The organism is Crateriforma spongiae, from assembly GCF_012290005.1.
GTDB classification, from domain to species: Bacteria; Planctomycetota; Planctomycetia; order Pirellulales; family Pirellulaceae; genus Crateriforma; species Crateriforma spongiae.
In genome coordinates this window covers 1-18,524 of sequence record NZ_JAAXMS010000008.1, presented here as the reverse complement: position 1 = coordinate 18,524, position 18,524 = coordinate 1, and the positions used below count along the sequence as shown (strand labels likewise).

13 protein-coding genes and 2 tRNA genes are annotated in these 18,524 nt (G+C 57.8%); 9 read left to right on the top strand and 6 right to left on the bottom strand.

Features of this window, described 5'->3' with window-relative positions:
- Positions 1–18 precede the first annotated feature (18 nt).
- The 6 genes from HFP54_RS19910 (at position 19) to HFP54_RS26245 (ending at position 6,333) form a co-directional block, all read left to right on the top strand.
- Entirely contained in the window at positions 19–978 is a 960-nt protein-coding gene (locus tag HFP54_RS19910) for a rhomboid family intramembrane serine protease (RefSeq protein WP_168566523.1), read from the top strand.
- Positions 979–1,063: 85 nt separating this feature from the next.
- Positions 1,064–1,137, top strand: a tRNA-Arg gene (locus HFP54_RS19905).
- A gap of 160 nt (positions 1,138–1,297) precedes the next feature.
- Positions 1,298–2,701, top strand: a complete 1,404-nt coding sequence (locus tag HFP54_RS19900; RefSeq protein ID WP_168566522.1) for a glycoside hydrolase family 140 protein — start codon at positions 1,298–1,300, stop codon at positions 2,699–2,701.
- Positions 2,698–3,315 (top strand): esterase/lipase family protein, encoded by a 618-nt coding sequence (locus HFP54_RS19895; protein WP_168566521.1) that lies wholly within the window; start codon positions 2,698–2,700, stop codon positions 3,313–3,315. The genes HFP54_RS19900 and HFP54_RS19895 overlap by 4 nt, the downstream gene beginning before the upstream one ends.
- Before the next feature lie 234 nt (positions 3,316–3,549).
- Entirely contained in the window at positions 3,550–4,908 is a 1,359-nt protein-coding gene (locus HFP54_RS19890; protein WP_146416284.1) for a PhoH family protein, read from the top strand.
- A gap of 390 nt (positions 4,909–5,298) precedes the next feature.
- A complete protein-coding gene (locus HFP54_RS26245; RefSeq protein ID WP_146416283.1) occupies positions 5,299–6,333 on the top strand; it encodes a GGDEF domain-containing protein in 1,035 nt (344 codons plus the stop codon).
- Between the two features lie 16 nt (positions 6,334–6,349).
- Here HFP54_RS26245 and HFP54_RS19880 read toward each other — a convergent pair whose 3' ends face one another.
- Positions 6,350–7,417 carry a tRNA dihydrouridine synthase gene (locus HFP54_RS19880; protein ID WP_146416282.1) on the bottom strand — a complete coding sequence of 356 codons (1,068 nt, stop codon included), beginning with the start codon at positions 7,415–7,417 and terminating at the stop codon, positions 6,350–6,352.
- Positions 7,418–7,598: 181 nt separating this feature from the next.
- On the opposite strand from HFP54_RS19880, the gene HFP54_RS19875 reads away from it, so the two are divergent.
- Together HFP54_RS19875 and HFP54_RS19870 are read left to right on the top strand one after the other, a co-directional pair.
- On the top strand, positions 7,599–8,642 hold the full coding sequence (locus HFP54_RS19875; protein ID WP_168566520.1) for an aldose epimerase family protein: 1,044 nt from the start codon (positions 7,599–7,601) through the stop codon (positions 8,640–8,642).
- Between the two features lie 193 nt (positions 8,643–8,835).
- Positions 8,836–10,101, top strand: a complete 1,266-nt coding sequence (locus HFP54_RS19870) for a 3-keto-disaccharide hydrolase (protein ID WP_168566519.1) — start codon at positions 8,836–8,838, stop codon at positions 10,099–10,101.
- A gap of 50 nt (positions 10,102–10,151) precedes the next feature.
- Here the strand turns inward: HFP54_RS19870 and HFP54_RS19865 are convergent, their stop codons facing one another.
- The 4 genes from HFP54_RS19865 to HFP54_RS19850 form a co-directional block, all read right to left on the bottom strand.
- Positions 10,152–11,078, bottom strand: a complete 927-nt coding sequence (locus tag HFP54_RS19865) for an ABC transporter ATP-binding protein (protein ID WP_168566518.1) — start codon at positions 11,076–11,078, stop codon at positions 10,152–10,154.
- Positions 11,075–13,645 carry a hypothetical protein gene (locus tag HFP54_RS19860; RefSeq protein WP_168566517.1) on the bottom strand — a complete coding sequence of 857 codons (2,571 nt, stop codon included), beginning with the start codon at positions 13,643–13,645 and terminating at the stop codon, positions 11,075–11,077. The genes HFP54_RS19865 and HFP54_RS19860 overlap by 4 nt, the downstream gene beginning before the upstream one ends.
- An 87-nt stretch (positions 13,646–13,732) precedes the next feature.
- Entirely contained in the window at positions 13,733–14,059 is a 327-nt protein-coding gene (locus HFP54_RS19855) for a DUF6793 family protein (RefSeq protein ID WP_145292771.1), read from the bottom strand.
- A gap of 239 nt (positions 14,060–14,298) precedes the next feature.
- Positions 14,299–14,472 carry a hypothetical protein gene (locus HFP54_RS19850; RefSeq protein WP_168566516.1) on the bottom strand — a complete coding sequence of 58 codons (174 nt, stop codon included), beginning with the start codon at positions 14,470–14,472 and terminating at the stop codon, positions 14,299–14,301.
- 443 nt (positions 14,473–14,915) lie between these two features.
- Between HFP54_RS19850 and HFP54_RS19845 the strand changes: the two genes are divergently transcribed.
- Positions 14,916–14,989 (top strand) — tRNA-Asp (locus HFP54_RS19845).
- An 865-nt stretch (positions 14,990–15,854) separates the two neighbouring features.
- On the opposite strand, the gene HFP54_RS19840 is transcribed toward HFP54_RS19845, so the two are convergent.
- Positions 15,855–17,609: an integron integrase gene (locus HFP54_RS19840; RefSeq protein WP_315853942.1), complete on the bottom strand. Its 1,755-nt coding sequence runs from the start codon at positions 17,607–17,609 to the stop codon at positions 15,855–15,857.
- Positions 17,610–18,524 lie beyond the last annotated feature (915 nt).

Genomic DNA, 18,524 nt, shown 5'->3' with positions numbered 1-18,524 from the left:
CGTCCGACCCTTTCATTCATGGACCGAATTGCAAAAGGCTGTCACGTGTTCCAACCGGCCGAGGGTTACGAGATCGTCGCGCAAACGCGATGTTCCGCCACCAGTTCCGAATATCGCTTGGTGTTGGGCGCCACCGGAATTCCGTTCGAATTGGTTCGTCAGCAACGGACGTGGTACCTGGTCGTTCGCAGCGAAGACGCGCCACGCGCGCTGGCCGAACTGGGCGAGTACCAACGCGAAGAATCGGCCACCGGTCACCCGTCGTCGCCAGTGGATGCACCATCCAGCATCGTTCGCACCGGATCGCTTTTCGGTGTCGTCGTATACTGCGTGGTATTGATGTTGGTTGCCTATCTGACCGCCAAGCATGCTCTGGGACACGACTGGTACTTGGCCGGGCAGATGAGTGCTGCCGATGTCATCGCCGGGCAGTGGTATCGAACCGTGACCGCGCTGACACTTCACGTGGATCCGGGGCATCTCGGATCCAATTTGGTTTACGGTTCGGTGTTCGGATTCATGGCATCTAGGATTCTGGGCGCCGGTCCGGGTTGGTTGGTCGTCTTGTTGGGCGGTGCTTTGGGCAACGGGATCAATGCCTTGCTGCGACCGGCCGAACACGTTTCGATCGGGGCATCGACGGCGGTGTTTTCGGCGTTGGGGGTGATCTTGGCGCACGCGGTCGTTTCGACCCCGCGCGGATCGGAAACGCGTCCGCTGGTGCGATGGGCGCCGGTCATCTGTGGGCTGATTCTGTTCGGCTACCTGGGCATCGGCGACGAACGCACCGATGTTGGCGCACACGCCGCAGGCATGGTGGCGGGATTTTTCCTAGCCCTGCCGCTGCTGCGAGTGTCCGATCGTTGGTTGGATTCACGACTGGTGACCTGGGCAGCCCTGGGGATCGGCGTGTCGCTGATCTCCGTTTGTTGGGTGATCGCGCTTTGGGTCGCCAAGCAAGGCGTCGCGATCAGCTGATGATGCGATCCCCAGACATGGGCCGGCCGATGCTTGACGTTTCATGTTGTTGCCCGTCACACTACGTTGTCAAAAGTATTCAACCGCGCCCGTGGCACAATTGGATAGCGCGTCGGCCTCCGGAGCCGAAGGTTGTGGGTTCGAATCCCGCCGGGCGTATTGGATTCTCAGGTCTTCTGTGGCCTTGCGGTTGTCTCCGAAACCGCGTCGTTGTCTGTCGCACCTTGCAACGTGATGAACGTGTTTCGCCGACGCTATCATGACGGCCATGATGGGCTTCTAGGCGGTAACAAGTGCACCTGTGATGGGAACAGTTCCGATGAAAAGTTTGGTGTCGGCGGGATGTGGGTTGGCGGTCCTCTTGCTTGTGACGGCTCGTGTCGGCATCGCGCAGGAACAGGACGATCCGAATCGCACTCGACTGCAAGTCTCGCCATCGGGGCGTTGGCTGCAGCACAGCGACGGTCGGCCGTTTTTCTATCTGGGCGATACTGCTTGGGAGCTGTTTCACCGTTTGGATCGCCAAGAAGCGGAACGATATTTGGATGACCGGGCGGCGAAAGGCTTCACGGTGATTCAAGCGGTCGTCTTGGCCGAACGCGACGGCTTGGGGACTGCCAACGCGTATGGCCATACACCGCTGGTGGACAAGGATCCCGCGCGTCCCGACGTCCGCCCTGGAAACAACGATGATTACTGGGACCATGTCGATTATGTGGTCCAGGCCGCCGCGAAACGAGGTCTTGTGATCGGCATGTTGCCGACTTGGGGCAGTCATTGGTCCAGCATGGGCGGCGGAAAGTCACGCGTTTTCGATGTGGACAATGCCAGGCAATATGGTCGTTGGATCGCTGCTCGCTACGCCACCGATCCCATCATTTGGATCTTGGGCGGGGACCGTAACATCTACAACGATCAAGACCGCCAGATCGTCGAATCGATGGCCCAAGGTTTGCATGAAGGTGACCAAGGATATCACCTGATCACGTTCCATCCGCGTGGGCCAGGACGATCATCCGACTATTTCCACAACGCAACTTGGTTGGATTTCAACATGATCCAGTCTTCTCATGCGGCCAGAGATCATGACAACGGTCGCTTCATCCAACACGACTATGATCTTCGTCCGGTCAAACCGACGCTTGACGGCGAACCACGCTATGAACGCATCCCGGTGGGCTTCTACCTGAAGGGGATGAATCCGGACGACCGGTTCGATGACGACGATGTTCGTCAAGCGGCTTGGTGGGCCATGATGTCCGGCGCATGTGGCCACACTTATGGGAACAACAGTGTTTGGCAGATGTGGTCAACCGACGTCTCGCCGGCCATCCATGCCGATGTGCCTTGGCATCAGGCTCTGGATGATCCCGGCGCGGCCCAAATGGGATGGGTCAGGAAACTATTCGAACAACACGACTATCAGACCCTGCGTCCCGATCGCGAATTCATTGTCGATGCGCCGAAGCATGGCGGTGCTCACGTGCGCGGATTGCGATCCGACGATGGTGCACTGGCGATGGTCTATTCACCACAAGGTGAACCATTCATGATCGATGTATCACTGATGCGGCAACCACGGACGCGTGCATCTTGGTACGATCCCCGGACCGGTCGATCCCAAGTTTTGCATACGATGGACAGCGTTGCATTTCAAACGTTCACTCCGCCCAGCCATGGCCGCGGCAACGATTGGGTTCTGGTGCTGGAAAGCGTCAAATGAATGCGCCAGCGACGTCACAGGATCTTTCGGCGAACCATCAAATTCGACGCGTGATCTTGGTTCACGGACTGCTGGAACCGGCTTGGGCCCTGGGATTGATCGGCCGGTTTTTGAACCGACATGGGTTGAAGGTCGAATACTGGCACGACCGTTTGGCGTTTCGCCGATTGGACGAAAGTGTCGACCGACTGGCATCGACCATCGCTTCGGTTTCCAGCGATACGCCGAAAGACACCGCCTTGGTCACGCACAGTTTCGGCGACTGGGTTTCTCGTGCGGCGATCGCCAAAACTTCACATCATCGTGTCGGGGCCCTCGTGTCGTTGGCTCCGGTGATGAAGGCGGGTGTCTTGCCGACGTTGGCCTGGTGCGTCAGCCGAAACTTGATGCCGGAAATTGCCGTCATCATGAATGCCGAGCAAGCGCAAGCCAACTTGGACTGCGACCCGGATCTGCGTCGCTTGGTCATCTGGGCCAAGCCCGATGAAAGCTTGCGTCAATGCGATCTGAGCCACTTGTCAAACGTCACCGTTCGCCAAGTTTGGGCGACGCATTTGACGATCGTGTTACAACCGAATGTGCATCGAATGATCGGTTCGTTTCTTCAACGTTAATCTTTCGTGATCGCTTGCCGACCAAGCGATTTTGCAAATCTGCGGGGCTTCCGGCTTTCATCCCGGCGTTTTGTGGCTCCAAGGTCCTGCCTTAATCCGCCCCCAAGGGCGGATACGGCGGCCTGCGTCATCCGTTGCAAACCATGACAGTAGGAAACTGCGATATGCTGCGCCCGTGAACGGTTTGTTTCCACCGCGATTAATAACGGAGGTGTGGCGTTGGGGATTCCAAACATGGATCAGCGTAGTAGGAGTGCAAACGTGGCCGGCCAGGAAGTCAAGCGAAAGCTTTTTGTACTGGACACCAACGTCATCTTGCACGATTCCCAGTGCCTACGTTCATTCCAGGAACACGATGTGGTCATCCCCATCACGGTTCTGGAAGAATTGGACGGATTCAAGAAAGGCCACGGCGACATCAACTATCAGGCGCGAGCCTTTTTGCGGGTGCTGGATGAATTGACCGGCGATGTTCTGAACGGACAAGGTGCATCCCTGGGACAGGGCTACGGTCGGATTCGTGTGGTTTGGAAACAAGGGCGACACGAACGCATCAAACAAGCGTTCTTTCAAGATTCACCCGATCACCGTATCGTCGGTACGGCGTTGGAATTGTCCGATCATGAAGATCGACCCGTGGTGCTGGTGTCCAAGGACACGAACATCCGAATGAAGGCGAAAGCATTTGGCTTGGTCGCCCAAGACTACATTCGCGATAAGGTCGAAAGCGTTGACAAGCTTTACACCGGCAAACGTCGCGTGGAAATCGACGAAGCCGCGTTGGATCAGTTCTATGACAATGGTCATGCGGTTCCTGCGGAAACGGTTCCCGTCGATCCTCCGCCGGTTCCCAACGAAAACTTGATCCTGCGCAGCGGTGCCAAATCGGTTTTGGCATCGTACGACGATTCGAAAAAAGAATATCACCGCGTCGACAAGACGCGTTGTTATGGAATCACGCCCCGCAACGCTGAACAGTCATTCGCGTTGCACGCATTGGTGAACACCGAAATCCGATTGGTGACGCTCGCGGGCAAAGCCGGAACCGGAAAGACGCTGTTGGCTTTGGCCGCCGCCCTGCAACGGCGATCCGAATACCGACAGATTCTGTTGGCCCGACCGGTCGTACCACTTAGCAACCGTGATCTGGGATTCTTGCCCGGTGATGTGCACGCCAAGTTGGACCCGTACATGCAACCGCTGTATGACAACCTCGCTGTGATTCGGCATCAGTTCGATGAAAAGTCGCAAGAAGCACAACGCATCAATCAGATGCTGGAACTTGAAAAGTTGGTGATCACGCCATTGGCGTACATTCGGGGACGCACGCTGCAGCGGACGTTCTTTATCGTCGATGAAGCCCAAAACCTGACGCCACACGAAGTGAAAACGATCATCACCCGCGCCGGGGAAGGGACCAAGATCATCTTCACCGGCGACGTGAACCAGATCGACCATCCGTACTTGGACGCCTTGTCCAACGGGCTGAGCTACCTGATCAGCCGCATGACGGGACAATCGATCTATTCCCACATCACGTTGGAAAAGGGTGAACGATCCGAGCTTGCCGATCTGGCCACGGCGTTGCTGTAGAACCGGGACTTTCGGCCATGCGATCCGGGCTGGGATTGTTTGTCGGCGACCGTTTGAACAAGCCTTTGTCGATGGAGTGTGCGGGTTGTAATGATTGGCGTTGTTGTTCGGATCGCGGCATCGACTTTGGATGTTGCCCTGCACCGTTGTCGTCCGAACAATCGGAAAGGTTTGCGGGGCAGGAAGCCCGACATGCCACATTCTTGTGGGGGGGATTCGCCGTTTGAATTCATAACCTAGACTCCCAATGACGACATTGTCACACAGCGATGAAGGCGTGGATCGATGGTGATCACGCCTACCACCGATGGGCAGGACGGCTTTGATGGGGCGGCCTGATTGCATCCTTTGCCCACGAGACAATCACGAAATCAACGGACGAAAAATTCAGTGCCGCAAAAATCGCCACAAAGAGATCCATTTGCGATCGCAAAGGAAGCTTTGCGTTTGGTGGGTGAATTCAGCACACCGCCGACGCCGGAGATCTATGAGGTCTGGTACCGCTACATCGAAGGTGCCGACGACGCGATGTTGGAACAGTTGAACCACGCGGTCAACGATGCAAAGTCCGTCAGCGTGGATCTGTTGGCGTCGCTGCATCAACAGTTTTGTGTCGAGGGACAGGAAACCGGCGCCAGTATCGGGGATGCGTTGGCTGCCGAATTGTCCAAGCTGCAAACCATCGTCTTGAAGCAGAAGGACGCGGGATCCGAATTTGGTGATTCCATTCAGCAGGCCAGCGATATTCTGAAGACCGAAGACCAGAATCGCGACCGACTGATCGCGTGCGTCGCCAACCTTGCCGATGGCACCGTCAAAATGCAGCGACAGCTTGACGACATGGCCGGAAAGCTGGACGAAGCCCAGCGACAAGTCTGTCATTTGCAAGCCGATTTGGAAGCTTCGCAACGCGGCATGATGACCGATCACCTGACCGGTGTGGGGAATCGACGTTTCTTCGATTCGCTGATCAAAAAGACGGTCCAGACGTTTGATCCGGATGCCGGCGAGATCTACTTGGTCCTATTGGACATGGATCGCTTCAAGCAGATCAATGACACGCACGGGCACGAAGGCGGCGATCAAGTCATACGTTTCGTTGCATCGGAGCTTGTCAGTTGCCGCAGTGATTCGTCCGTTGCACGGCTTGGCGGCGATGAGTTTGCGGTGTTCGTACGCACCAACAACCGTGACGAAATCTTGCGTTACACCGAACAAATCCGCGAACACTTGGGAAGCCAACAGTTGCAGCTTCGCAACAGTGGTCAAGTGATTTCGGGAATCCGGTTTTCGCTGGGCGTTTCACGGTTGCGGTCTAGCGACGACGAAGTGACCTGGTACACCCGCGCCGACAACTTGTTGTATCAAGCCAAGGATTTGGGGCGGAACCGCGCGGTGGTGGAAAAATTCGCTGCGACGGTCTGATCACCGGACCGGCGAATCAGCTTTCCGCTTGGCTGCCATGGACTTCGCGAGGCACATATCGACCGGCAAGGTCTTCGGCATAGTGCTCCGCCAGGACTTCTTCGAACTGTTCTCTTGATCGCAGACGTGCAAAAGCCAAACGGACCGCTTCGTGATTCGGATGGCACTGCGAATACTTGATACAGAACTTTCGCATCAGCAACGGTGCTCGTTCGGCCGTGTAAGTTGATTCGCACAATGAAAAATGGTCGCGCATCACCGATGCTTGACGATGCAATCGCGGCGGATCGGGCAACGGTTTGCCTTCGGCCAAAGTGCGGGCTTGTTCAAAGATCCAAGGGTTTCCAATGGCACCTCGCGCTACGGTGACACCATCGATGCCGGTTTGATCGATCATCCGCAGCGCATCCTCCGCGGCGAACAAGTCGCCACTGCCCAGGATCTTGATTCGGTCGCCGACGTGCTGTTTCACCTCGGTCAGAAATTCCCAACGACTCGGGCCGATGTACCGTTGCTCCACCGTCCGGCCGTGAACGGTTGCCGCCGCCAAGCCGGCAGAGATCGCGCCGTCCATGATTTCGAAGAAATGGTCGCGTGATTGTTGGCTATCGTCGATTCCCCGCCGCATTTTGACGGTCACCGGGATGGAATCCGGAACCACGTCGCGGGTCCGACGCAGGATTTCAATCGCAACCTTGGGCTGTGACAGATGAAAGCCGCCCCGGCATCGCCCCAAGACCTTTTTGACCGGACATCCAAAATTCACGTCGATGATGTCAAAACCCGCTTCGACCATCTTGGCCGCCCCGGCAGAAAACTGTTCCGGTTCGGCCCCCATCAGCTGGCCACCCACCGGCGGTTCGCTCGGGTGGATGTCCAGGAAGTGCTTGGTTTTTTGCCGTTTTTGAAGAGCCAGCAGGAACTGGTCCAGCATCACTTCGCAAATCGTATAACTGGCCCCGTGACGGCGTGCGATCACCCGCATGGGCAGATCGCTGTATCCCGACAACGCGGCTTGGACGACGGGGAAACCGATCGACACGTTCCCGATTTTCAGTGGGCGTAGCTGAACCGCAGGACTCATCGATCTCGTTCGTTCCAAGGTGACCGCGGTCACCGACCGCTACACGAAAAGGTCGGCGGGCGTCATCATTCAGCCGTCGCCGATGTCAGATTCGATCGACCGGTGGCCGACCCCTCATTCTCAACCGTCACGATACAACGCTTCACGCATCGAACCAAGGCATTCTCAGACGCCAGACGCCATGAAAATCCAGCAGATCGAGTTCGGAAAAACCGCTGACCAGCAAGTCGTTTCCAAATACGTTTTGACCAACAGCCACGGCAACGAGGTCGGGCTGATGGACTGGGGGGCCAGCCTGTTGCAGGTCGTTGTGCCCGATCGCAGCGGCGAATCGGTCAATGTGAATTGTGCCTTTGATTCGCTGTCGCCCTACCTGGGACGCCATCCGTATTTCGGCAGCACGATTGGACGATTTTGTAACCGAATCGAACACGCCAAGTTCACGATCGATGATGTCGAGTATCCGCTAGACAAGAATCACGGTGATCATCAACTGCACGGCGGGGCCGACAACTTTTCACACCGTCTGTGGCGATCTGAATCGTTCCAAGAAGGCGATGAAATCGGGGTGCGATTTCGCCTGACCAGCCCCGACGGTGACCAGGGATTTCCGGGCACACTGACGGTGGTGTGCGAATACCGTTGGAATGATCGAAACGAATTGTCGTTCCACTACGAAGCCCAAACGGACAAGCCCACCCATGTGAATCTGACCAATCACAGCTATTGGAATCTCAGCGGCATGCACGCCGGCAAAGCGACCGATCACATCGTGCAAATCGAAGCCGACCAATGGCTGGACGTCGATGCCGATTTGATCCCCACCGGCAAGCTGAACGACGTTTCCGGCACGCCGCTGGACTTCCGCCAGCCCACCGCGATCGGCAAGCGTTTGGCGCAGTTGCCCGACACCAATGGTTATGACCACTGCTATGTCGTGCGTGGGAAAGCGGGGACTCTGCGACCGGCCGGACGTGTGATCGACCCTGCCAGCGGGCGAACGATGGATGTCGAAACGACCCAAGTCGGCATGCAACTGTATTCGGCAAACCATTTGCCCGGCGATGACAGCTCGGCCAAAGTCGGCGGCCACGAAGCGTTCTGTATGGAAACCCAGCACTATCCGAACGCGCCCAACCGCCCGATGTTCCCCACGACCCTGCTGGTTCCCGGCAGCACGCTTCGGGAAACGACGCTGCATCGTTTCGGCGTTCTCAGTGACTAGCGGCGACTTGTCGGGAACGGGGCAACGGACGCCGTTTCGCCAATTAGAATGTTCCGCATTCGCAAACGATGGTTCGGTGCGGCCACGCCAATTCGATTGATTTCGAATCGGGTCGATCGGCCTTTCGCCATCCGTGTTGCGGATCCATTGCCCTGCCCCACCCCTTTCCTCCCGACAAAATCACTGGTGTTCGATGCGTCGTTCAACCGCTCTGTTGCTGGTCTGTCTCGCGGCTTCTCTGGTCGCATCCGGTTCCGCGACCGCTCAACAGGATTCGCCCCCCCAGAAGGAAGCGTTTCTGACTCCGCCGGCTGATTCGCCCGACTACCGACTGTTGGGCGAATACGTCGGCTCGGTCACGGATCCGTCGGGCGATGACCAGACACTGGGGCTGCAGGTCCGACCGGTGGGAAATCGAGACTTCGATGGTCTGTTGTTCTCCGGCGGCTTGCCCGGCCAAGATGGTCACGATCCCGACGGGACTCGGGTCGAAGGCCTACGCTCGGGTGATCTGATGATCTTGACCGGGACCGACAAAGTTTTTGTGCTCGACGCCGATCAGTGCCGCGTCATGTCGGTCGACGGCCAAGTCCTCGGACAGCTTCAGCGGATCAAACGCACCAGCCCGTCTCTTTCGGCCAAGCCGCCGGCCGACGCGGTGGTCCTGTTCGACGGGACCGGCACGGACCAGTTCAAGCCCGGGGCGATGGACGATGACGGGTTCCTGAAGGTCGGCGCGGACATGCTGCCGTTGTTCCAGGACTTTGATTTGCACTTGGAATTCAAACTGCCGTACATGCCCAAAAGCGATTCCCAGGCTCGTGGCAACAGCGGCATTTACATCCACAGCCGATACGAATGCCAGGTGTTGGATTCTTTCGCCCAGCCGCGATTGTTCAATGGTTGCGGAGCGATCTATCGGTTCAAGGCTCCTGATCTAAACATGTGCCTGCCGCCACTGGTTTGGCAAACGTACGACATACGGTTTACCGCCGCACGCTGGAATGCCGACGGTTCCAAACGTCGCAACGCAAGGATCAGTTCCTGGTTGAACGGTGTCAAAGTCCAAGACGATGTGGAAGTCGTCGACAAGACCGGACACGGACAGCCCGAGGGACCGACGTTGTTGCCGACGAAGTTCCAAAATCACTCGGATCCCGTGCTGTATCGCAACATTTGGATCATCGATCGCGGGCTGTCCGTCGGCGACGATTTTCCGCCCGTTGTGCAAGCGGATGAGTCCAAGCAAGCCCAGACATCGCCGAGTAAGAAACAAGCGGCAAGCAAACAGGATGATTCCAAGCCGTCCGCCGAAGACGAACCAGCCAAGACGCCGGCGTCCGATTCGGAACCCCAGCCTTCAGCATCCCAGACCTCGGAGGCTGAATCCTCGGAGTCCAAACCTGCAAAGGCTCAGCCATCGGGTGACGACTCGGACGATTCAGGCCAAGCCAACTAAGCTTCCACCGACGTCTTTGTCGCTCGACGGACCTTCCGTGCAACACGGCATCAGCTGACCAAGCCCTTGGTGACCGTCATGAACACGTCCTCCAACGTCGGATCACGGTCGTGAAAGGACTTCATTTTCACGCCAGCTTCATGCATCTGGTCGATCAAATCGGCCAGCCCCTGATCGTCAGTTTCCAATTCGGCGACGACCGAAATGGGTTCCACATCCAGCGATCGCAGCCCCGGATGGCTCCGCAGGACTGACAGCCCGGCGTCCTGATTTTCGATGAAACGAATCTCCACGACTCGGTTCTTGCGGATCTTCTGGTACACCTGATCGATCGGTCCGTGCAGCAACAGTTTGCCGCGTTCGATGATGCCGATCGATGTGCAACAATCGGCCAACTCGGTCAGAATGTGGCTGCTGATCAGGATGGTTTTGCCCATCCGCCGCAACTCCTTCAGCAACGCTTTGACTTCCACGCGGGCCCGAGGATCCAATCCGCTTGCCGGTTCGTCCAAGATCAGCACGGGAGGATCGTGGACCAACGTTTTGGCCAGACACAAACGCTGTTTCATCCCGCGTGACAAACCATTGACAAAGTCATCACGCTTGTGCGTCAGGTCTAACAATTCCAACACGTTGTCAATGATTTGGCGTCGTTCGGTTCGTCCGATCCGATAGGCGACGGCAAAGAAATCCAAAAACTCCCACACCCGCATCCCGTCATAAACGCCGAAGTTGTCCGGCATGTATCCGACGTTCTGCCGGACCGCGATCGGATCCTCCATGACATCGGCCCCCGCGATTTCACCCCGGCCCCGACTGGCCCGCAACAAAGTCGCCAAAAAGCGAATCGTCGTACTCTTTCCGGCACCGTTGGGACCGATAAAGCCGAACGTCTCGCCCTGACCGATATGCAAATCGATGGACTCCACCGCAGTGAAGTCGCCGTAGTCTTTTCCAAAACCATCCAAAGTGATCATCGGCTCTGGGGTCCACTGATGCGAATCTGGGTCGGGGTATCCATCCGGCGGGTTGTCACCAACGCACGGCGACGTTCGGTGTTCTCCGGTGCAACGAATTGCTGCGAAACGGATGGTCCGCTGGTGGCCAAATGACGATATCGAAATTTCGTCGATGCGTCCTGTTCCACCGGATCCACATCCGTCAGCACGCGGCGGAAATCACTCGGCAAATTTTCGTCGTTTCTGAACGTCTGCTTGATCGGATAACGAAGTTGCGACACCAAAACCGTATCGCCAGAGATCTGCGTCGCGGCGGGGCGAATCTCCATGCCATCGACACGTTGGCCTAATCTGCCGATCAGGCGAACCTGCCCCGGTTCGATCGGCCATGACCAAATCATCGTTGCCCAAATCTTCGTGGCAACGGAATCGATCGAATCCGGCATGCGAATGTCCGATGGCGAAACGAAAGCCAGCGGATGCGACGATCCCGCGACGCAATCGTCCACTTTTGCAATCGACACCTTTGATTCATTCGCGTCATCGCCCGCGCGAATCACATAACAATCACGCAAATCAAACCGACTGCCGTTGTACAACACCGTGACGGAAGACGGGGTGTTTCCCTGGGCTTTCAGTTCGATCGGGCCGTCCAATTCGATCATGCGTTCGGCGTGCAGAAACTCCGTGCGATTGCTTGCGACCGAAAACCCGCTCAGCGTGGTGCCCTCCGACGGTGAAGTTGAAAACGAAAATGGCGCGACTTCACCGCGACGCAATCGATAACTGGACAGATCAAACGGCGCCACCGCCGCGTCATTCGTCTCGAAAGCGACTTCGTAATCGGTGGAAAGCGAATTGTAGATCGCGGCAACTTGCGTCAGGTGCCCACGATCGTGACCCGGTTGGGTTTCCAAGACGGCGATCTCCGTGTGGCTCCTTGCGAATCCGATGTCCAGACGAGCCACTCTGGCGACCCAGACCGCGCCCGCGATCGCCAGTATCGGGATGGCAAACCATGCGTATTCGGTGCGTCCCATCAATCGAAAGATCAAGAAATTGACCGGTACCAAGCAAACGAAATAGATCGCCAGTGTTCGGCCCACCAACCCGATCGATGGAATCTCCACACCAGATTCGTTCTGCAGCACTCGGCGGATCTGCGCAACCACGCCGCTCATGGAATTCCATCCGGCGACGCCCTCAACCCCGCGACTTTGAAAGGATCCACCCTGGTCCTCCACCGGAATCGGACGCTCGGTGGTCTCCGGTGCAGTGTCTTGTTCGACGTTTTGGGGGGCAATCGCCGCGTCGCGTGATGCCAGACGTAAACCCGTGTTGATCAAAGCCATGTCTTGATCGACCGGCAAATCGGGGTACATCTGGTCCAGTTCGCTCTCGGCATCCCCCGACTCTTGAATCAAGCGTCGCCGCGGTCGATCCAAAACGACTGAATTGACAAAGCTGTCGAACGAATCCCAATTGGTGGCCCACTCGCTTAGCAAATCAAACCTGGACTGAACCACCACGCCACGGCCCATCGGCCGTCGCGCGATCAGTTCACCCGAACCGTCCACCCAACGGGTTTCCTCCCGCACTTGGGCCTCGCTCATCACTCGCGCGGTCCCATCGCGTACCAGCGTGATCTGTTTCTCGACGGATCGATCCGAGTCAACGGAAAACCGGTTCAGCATGGTTTCCGCCGCGTCGACGTCCAATTCCAGGTTGCCGATGACCCGCAACGGAAGGTCTTTGCCCAAGACCGACCGCTGAAGCGATTCCGCCGCATCACTGCCGTTCACGATCAAGCGACCGCCGAAGTGAATCCAGTCGTCGATGGCCTGCCACTGCGACGGCGTCAACGTCTCCGACGGCAGGTCATCCCAGAACAGGACGGACACCGACGACCAATCCAGCATCGTCTCAGGGATTTCGACCATTCCGTCGGTCAGCGGCAACACCACGCGATAATGATTCGACGGCGCCGCTTGGCTGAAACGAGCGTAGGGGCGCACCCAGTCGGCAACTTTCAGCCGAACAAAACGTTCCGGACGTTCGGTCAGTACGACAAAGAAGTATTCCTGCGGCGCCATCACCGAAAAACTGCCGCCACGCAACGTTTCCGGTTGGACCTGCCCGCGGACCTGCAGACGTGAAAAGATCTCGACCTGCGAACCCATCGTGCCCGCGATCGCAGGCGCCAAGAATCGAAATTCGAATTGCCGCGATTGGCCCTTCGGCAATACCACCGGTCGGTCCGCCTGAATAGGCCAAGTCCGCCTTTGCCCGGTCACCGTTCCATCGCGATCGAGGACCGGGAAACGAATTTCGCTTTGCAGTCGGCCACGACGATCACCCAAGTTGGACTTGATCGTCTGCGAAGCCGCCAACCAATGACCTGGCTTGATGGCAAAGCCCGCCCGCGTCCGGTCCGACGGAAAACCCACCGGTTCACTGTCGGTGTACTCGGTTTGTGGCAGCGATTGATCTTTGTTGGCCGACGACGATTCGTCACGGCATCCGTTACACCCTGGAATCAGCAATAAACAGATCGCGATCAACCCGGTTCGGTATCTTGGTCGCATCGTGATCTCGAACGTGTCGGATTCGAAAGGTGATTTTGCCGTCGGCCGGAACGTATCGTTCCATTGGGGACCGGGCAATCGCCGGCCTTACCAGCCCATCACCATATTCGATTCGATCGCCCGACGGGCATGTTCCAGATCGCTGCCCGTTTCCATTCGATACAAACGGATCGCGTTGACTTTGTCACCCGCTGATTTGCTCAGACAATCGCGAGCGATCACACAGGGGTCCAATTTTGTGTCGGTCAGACCCAGGGCACCCTTACTGATGACCCATGAATCTCGGGGGCGACGGGTCAGACGAACGACCTCGTCGGTCGGGTAAGCCTCGGAGACAACTTCACGAGCATCATCCTCGGTCTCCGCCCAAGTGATGATGATATGTGCTTCGGTTTCGATTTCGAAAAGTGGCACTTTACGACTCCTTGAACTGACGTATGCGAAACGGTGGGACGGCCTGACCCAAGTATACCGAATCCGCACGCCTTCCTTGCGCAGAAGCACCCAGTTTGTCGGACCCGCACGGTGCGGTCGAACGTCTCAGCCACCCTCATCAGTCACCGATCACGGCACCCCACGCCCGTGCATGTTGGCGACAAAGGCAACCCGTCCACTCAGCCCGATCGGCCCATCAGAAATCGCGTCGGCCAGGACTATGCCTTGATGTCATAGCCACGCAGGCACATGAATCCGAACGCGATGGTCGACGCCGCCAAGATTCCCCACTGTGTTGTGGACATGTGCAGCGTGTAACTGCACAGTTCACCCCACGCCGACCACAGCCAGCGGGTCACCGAGAATCCGGCCAGTAGATAGGTCAGCGACATGGGTTCATCCAAAAGCGGTGATTGCGAAAAAGAACGACGGAGCAACGATTTCGGGAGGCCACCTCCGCTCCGGCAGCACGGTCATGCCGTTCCGACCCCCGACAGGCCCGCAAAAGGCCCTGGAAAGACCCGCGACCGGATCAAACCAGATCGCCCAACGCTGCGTTTCGAAAACCTAGGTCGCGTGATCCAGCGACGACGCCCAAATCCCGCTCACGGGGCCCGAAAAATGGCGGCCAAATGCCCCGAAAGCCTTTCCAATCGTCACACCCGGAATCACCATCGACGCAGACCCAAAGATCTCGGCCGAAGTATCGCGTAACGGCTATTGTCACGGATTCTTTCGCCGATATACTTTGGCACTTCACGCGGGTGAGTCAGGCGTTTTCGCCAGCTTGCCAGCGTTGCCGAAGCCGCCACGAGACGACCTCTCGGACGCTTCCGGCGCGGTAGCTCAATTGGTTAGAGCCCCGGACTGTCGATCCGGAGGTTGCGGGTTCGAGTCCCGTCCGCGTCGCTTTCTTTCTCGCCACTCTGGCAATTTCGCTGCCATCACTGTTCCTTTGGCAGAGGCCCTCATACAAGCCCACCCATCACTCTCCCTCCGGGAGAGTCGGGCTCTCAGGCCCGGAGAGGGCATTCGCTGCGGACACAATCCAGGCCGCTTCTCATCTGGCTGATCCGTTCACGCCCACCCATCACTCTCCCTCTGGGAGAGTCGGGCTCTCAGGCCCGGAGAGGGCAAGTCGCTGCGGACACAATCCAGGCCGCTTCTCATCTGGCTCATCCGTTCACGCCACCCATTACTCTCCCTCCGGGAGAGTCGGGCTCTCAGGCCCGGAGAGGGCAAGTCGCTGCGGACACAATCCAGGCCGCTTCTCATTTGGCTCATCCGTTCAAGCCACCCATCACTCTCATTCTGTGAGAGTCGGGCTCTCAGGCTCGGAGAGGGCAAGTCGCTGCGGACACAATCCAGGCCGCTTCTTATTTGGCTCATCCGTTCACGACCACCCAGCACTCTCCCTCTGGGAGAGTCGGGCTCTCAGGCCCGGAGAGGGCATTCGCTGCGGACCCAATCCAGGCCGCTTCTCATTTGGCTCATCCGTTCGCGACCACCCATCACTCTCCCTCTGGGAGAGTCGGGCTCTCAGGCCCGGAGAGGGCATTCGCTGCGGACACAATCCAGGCCGCTTCTCATTTGGCTCATCCGTTCACGCCCACCCACCACTCTCCCTCTGGCAGAGTCCGGCTCCCAGGTCCTCATCGGACGGTCGCCTTACAAGACCACCCATCACTCTCCCTCTGGGAGAGTCGGGCTCTCAGGCCCGGAGAGGGCACATCACGGGGCCGGTCCAGCTCTCGAATCCCAGCCCGCCAATCCATCACGACTTCAGCTTCGCAAACACCCGGCCAAAGCGTATCAATCCAGACCGCAACCTCCGGCGCGACCAACTCGACCGCCTCCGCTTCTTGACACGAGCCCCCGCACGACCCAGAGCAACCGAAACGCTCGACCGGCCAGCCATCCCGTTCGCTGCCGCACCAGCCCCGGCAACCGCACACTCTCGACCACCGTCATCCCTTTCCACCGTTACCTGTCCACCCGTTACCGGCGCGCCTGCCACCGGCCCACCTGCCACCGGCCCACCTTCCACCGGATCACCCTCCCCGCTCGCGGGCGAACCGGCGACTCCGAGCTCCCCGATGTTCGCCAACTCTGATTCAGCAAAGCCGTTCTGGTGCCTTGGTGCCGTCGATTCCTCTGGCTTGCCCTGCCCCTTCGACGGATTGGTCTCCGCCGATTCTGATCTCGACATCCGGTCCAGCGGGCTGACCACTTTCACGTCGTCTCGGTTCAAGACGTGCGTATAGATCATCGTCGTCTTCAGGTCCGCATGCCCAAGCAACTCTTGAATCGTCCGGATGTCCGTGCCTCCCTTCAACAAGTGAGTCGCAAAGCTGTGGCGAAACGTGTGCGACGTGACATGCTTATGAATCTCCGCACCCCGCACCGCTCGTCTCAGCTGTTTCGCGAACGTGTCCGCATGGATGTGATGCCGATGAAAGCGATGGCTACGCGGATCCTTCGACAGCCTCTGTGACGCAAACACGAATTGCCATTTCAGTTCACGGTGTGCCTCAGGGTATTTCTTGTCCAACGCATACGGCAACCAAACCGACGCCTGACCCATGATCACGTCCTGTTCATGCAAATGCTCTCGCCATTGCATCTGCCGTTTCAGCTCGTCAGCCACACTCTGCGGCAACGGAACAAAACGGCTCTTATTGCCCTTGCTGTGATGGACCTGGATCTGCATCAAGTCAAAATCGACATCCTTCATCCTTAAACGCAAAGCTTCGCTGATCCGCATCCCGCTTCCGTACAACAACTGTGCGATCAAGCGGTGCACGCCCGTCAAACGACTCAGCACCTCGCAAACCTCCTCCTCGCTCATCACCGATGGGATGTTCGGGTGTTTGGTCGAACGCGTCGCGTTGATCGGCCCCATGTCACGTTTCAAAACGTGTTCAAAGAAGAATCTCAACGCATAGAAGGCTTGGTTCTGTGTCGACGGAGCCACATCGCCTTCGACCACCAAGTCCGTCAAGTAATGTTCGATATCACGCTCGCCCACCTCGGCAAAATCCGCCAAGCGTTCCAGACCCCGCGCCGCCATGAATCCACGCAGCTTCCCGACGTACGCCTTCTCCGTTTTCATCGCCTTGCCCTCCAAGCGACACTGACGACGAAGCGCTTGAACGGCATCCGGGTCTCGCGGACTGATCGGCCCGACAATCTCGTCAATCGTCAACGGGTCTTCACCCGTACCCTCGCGATGTGCCAACTCCTGCAACTTCGATCGAATCGGCTCCAAGCCCCCCAGAGATGATCTCGGGTGCAATCGCTCGTACTCGATCAATCCGTCCACGATCAACAATCGCTTCCATGCCGGCATCCCCGCCTGCAACTTCGCTCGCAAAAAAGCGACAACGTCGTCGACCGCAAAAACCCAGCGGTCCGGGTCTTTCACGTTGTGATAGCGAACCATGCCGCCGAACCAGATGTTGGCCCATCGCTCGCGTGCTTCACGCGGGTCTTCTGAATCAGCCCCGCCACCCATAGCCGGTGTGTTCACGTCAATCAGTCCTTCGAATCGCTGGAAAAGGCCAACGCGGTGGCCCAAGAAATTCTCAGCGGGACGTCCATGCACCCTTGGGGGTCAAGCAATCTTGCGTGACCCCGCCGAGTCTCGCAAATCAAAACAGGTTGTCAAGAGTTTACTAGGGAAAAAATGTTCATCCATTCGCGGCGCCGGTTCGATCTGCCCCTATTGCGTCGTCCCGGCAAGCTCCGCTGCAGAATTGTCAACATGCCAACGCTTGGTCTGCTCCGCCAATGCCTTGAGATCATTGTGTCCACCTCTCCTCGGTCGCAATGAAAGCTTCGAACGGATCGGACACCCGGCGTTCCCTCGCCGTTAGATCGATTCAATTCATAAGGCAAACAAATCAGCGGCGTTGGCTCGGCCGTACATCGGCTCAATTGCACCGTCTGCGCGGCCGAAACCACGGTGCGACTTAGACCCGACCCGCCGCTGTGACGCAGTGTCGCCATGAAAATCATGCCCAAATTTCCCACGCGGCCCCTCGCCAGCGTTAAAATCAAACCAACATCGTTGCAGGTCGACGCCGGAGCCGTCCGCTCTCGTCACAGGCGACGGTTCCATTCTTGCGGGGCATCGGGGCAATCGCTTGAGCCGACGTACTGCGGGACCAACCTTTCGGGCAAAAAGGGGCACCCAAAAAGATGGCGGTGTCACCCAAAGGCCCGAAGGCTAGACCCGGCAAGTGTCCCAAGGCTTTAGGCCCAGCCGCGCAAGACGAGACGTGCCGCTCGTGGCGGCAATTCTCAGAGAACGTGTTCTCCCAGAATGGTTGCTTTCCGGGAGAACAACGCAAACCAAGAGGACGTTTCTGGGAGAACAGGCCATCGCATTCGCGGAGAACACCCCGCCAAGCCCAACCTCCCCGACCCGTCCGGAGAATTCAAA

Excerpts from the sequence above, each read along its gene's own strand:
- HFP54_RS19865 (WP_168566518.1), bottom strand. The coding sequence starts at position 11,078 with ATGATCACTTTGGATGGTTTTGGAAAAGACTACGGCGACTTCACTGCG.
- HFP54_RS19910 (WP_168566523.1), top strand. The coding sequence starts at position 19 with ATGGACCGAATTGCAAAAGGCTGTCACGTGTTCCAACCGGCCGAGGGT.
- HFP54_RS19850 (WP_168566516.1), bottom strand. The coding sequence starts at position 14,472 with ATGTCGCTGACCTATCTACTGGCCGGATTCTCGGTGACCCGCTGGCTG.
- HFP54_RS19860 (WP_168566517.1), bottom strand. The coding sequence starts at position 13,645 with ATGCGACCAAGATACCGAACCGGGTTGATCGCGATCTGTTTATTGCTG.
- HFP54_RS19875 (WP_168566520.1), top strand. The coding sequence starts at position 7,599 with ATGAAAATCCAGCAGATCGAGTTCGGAAAAACCGCTGACCAGCAAGTC.
- HFP54_RS19900 (WP_168566522.1), top strand. The coding sequence starts at position 1,298 with ATGAAAAGTTTGGTGTCGGCGGGATGTGGGTTGGCGGTCCTCTTGCTT.
- HFP54_RS19895 (WP_168566521.1), top strand. The coding sequence starts at position 2,698 with ATGAATGCGCCAGCGACGTCACAGGATCTTTCGGCGAACCATCAAATT.
- HFP54_RS19890 (WP_146416284.1), top strand. The coding sequence starts at position 3,550 with ATGGATCAGCGTAGTAGGAGTGCAAACGTGGCCGGCCAGGAAGTCAAG.
- HFP54_RS19880 (WP_146416282.1), bottom strand. The coding sequence starts at position 7,417 with ATGAGTCCTGCGGTTCAGCTACGCCCACTGAAAATCGGGAACGTGTCG.
- HFP54_RS19870 (WP_168566519.1), top strand. The coding sequence starts at position 8,836 with ATGCGTCGTTCAACCGCTCTGTTGCTGGTCTGTCTCGCGGCTTCTCTG.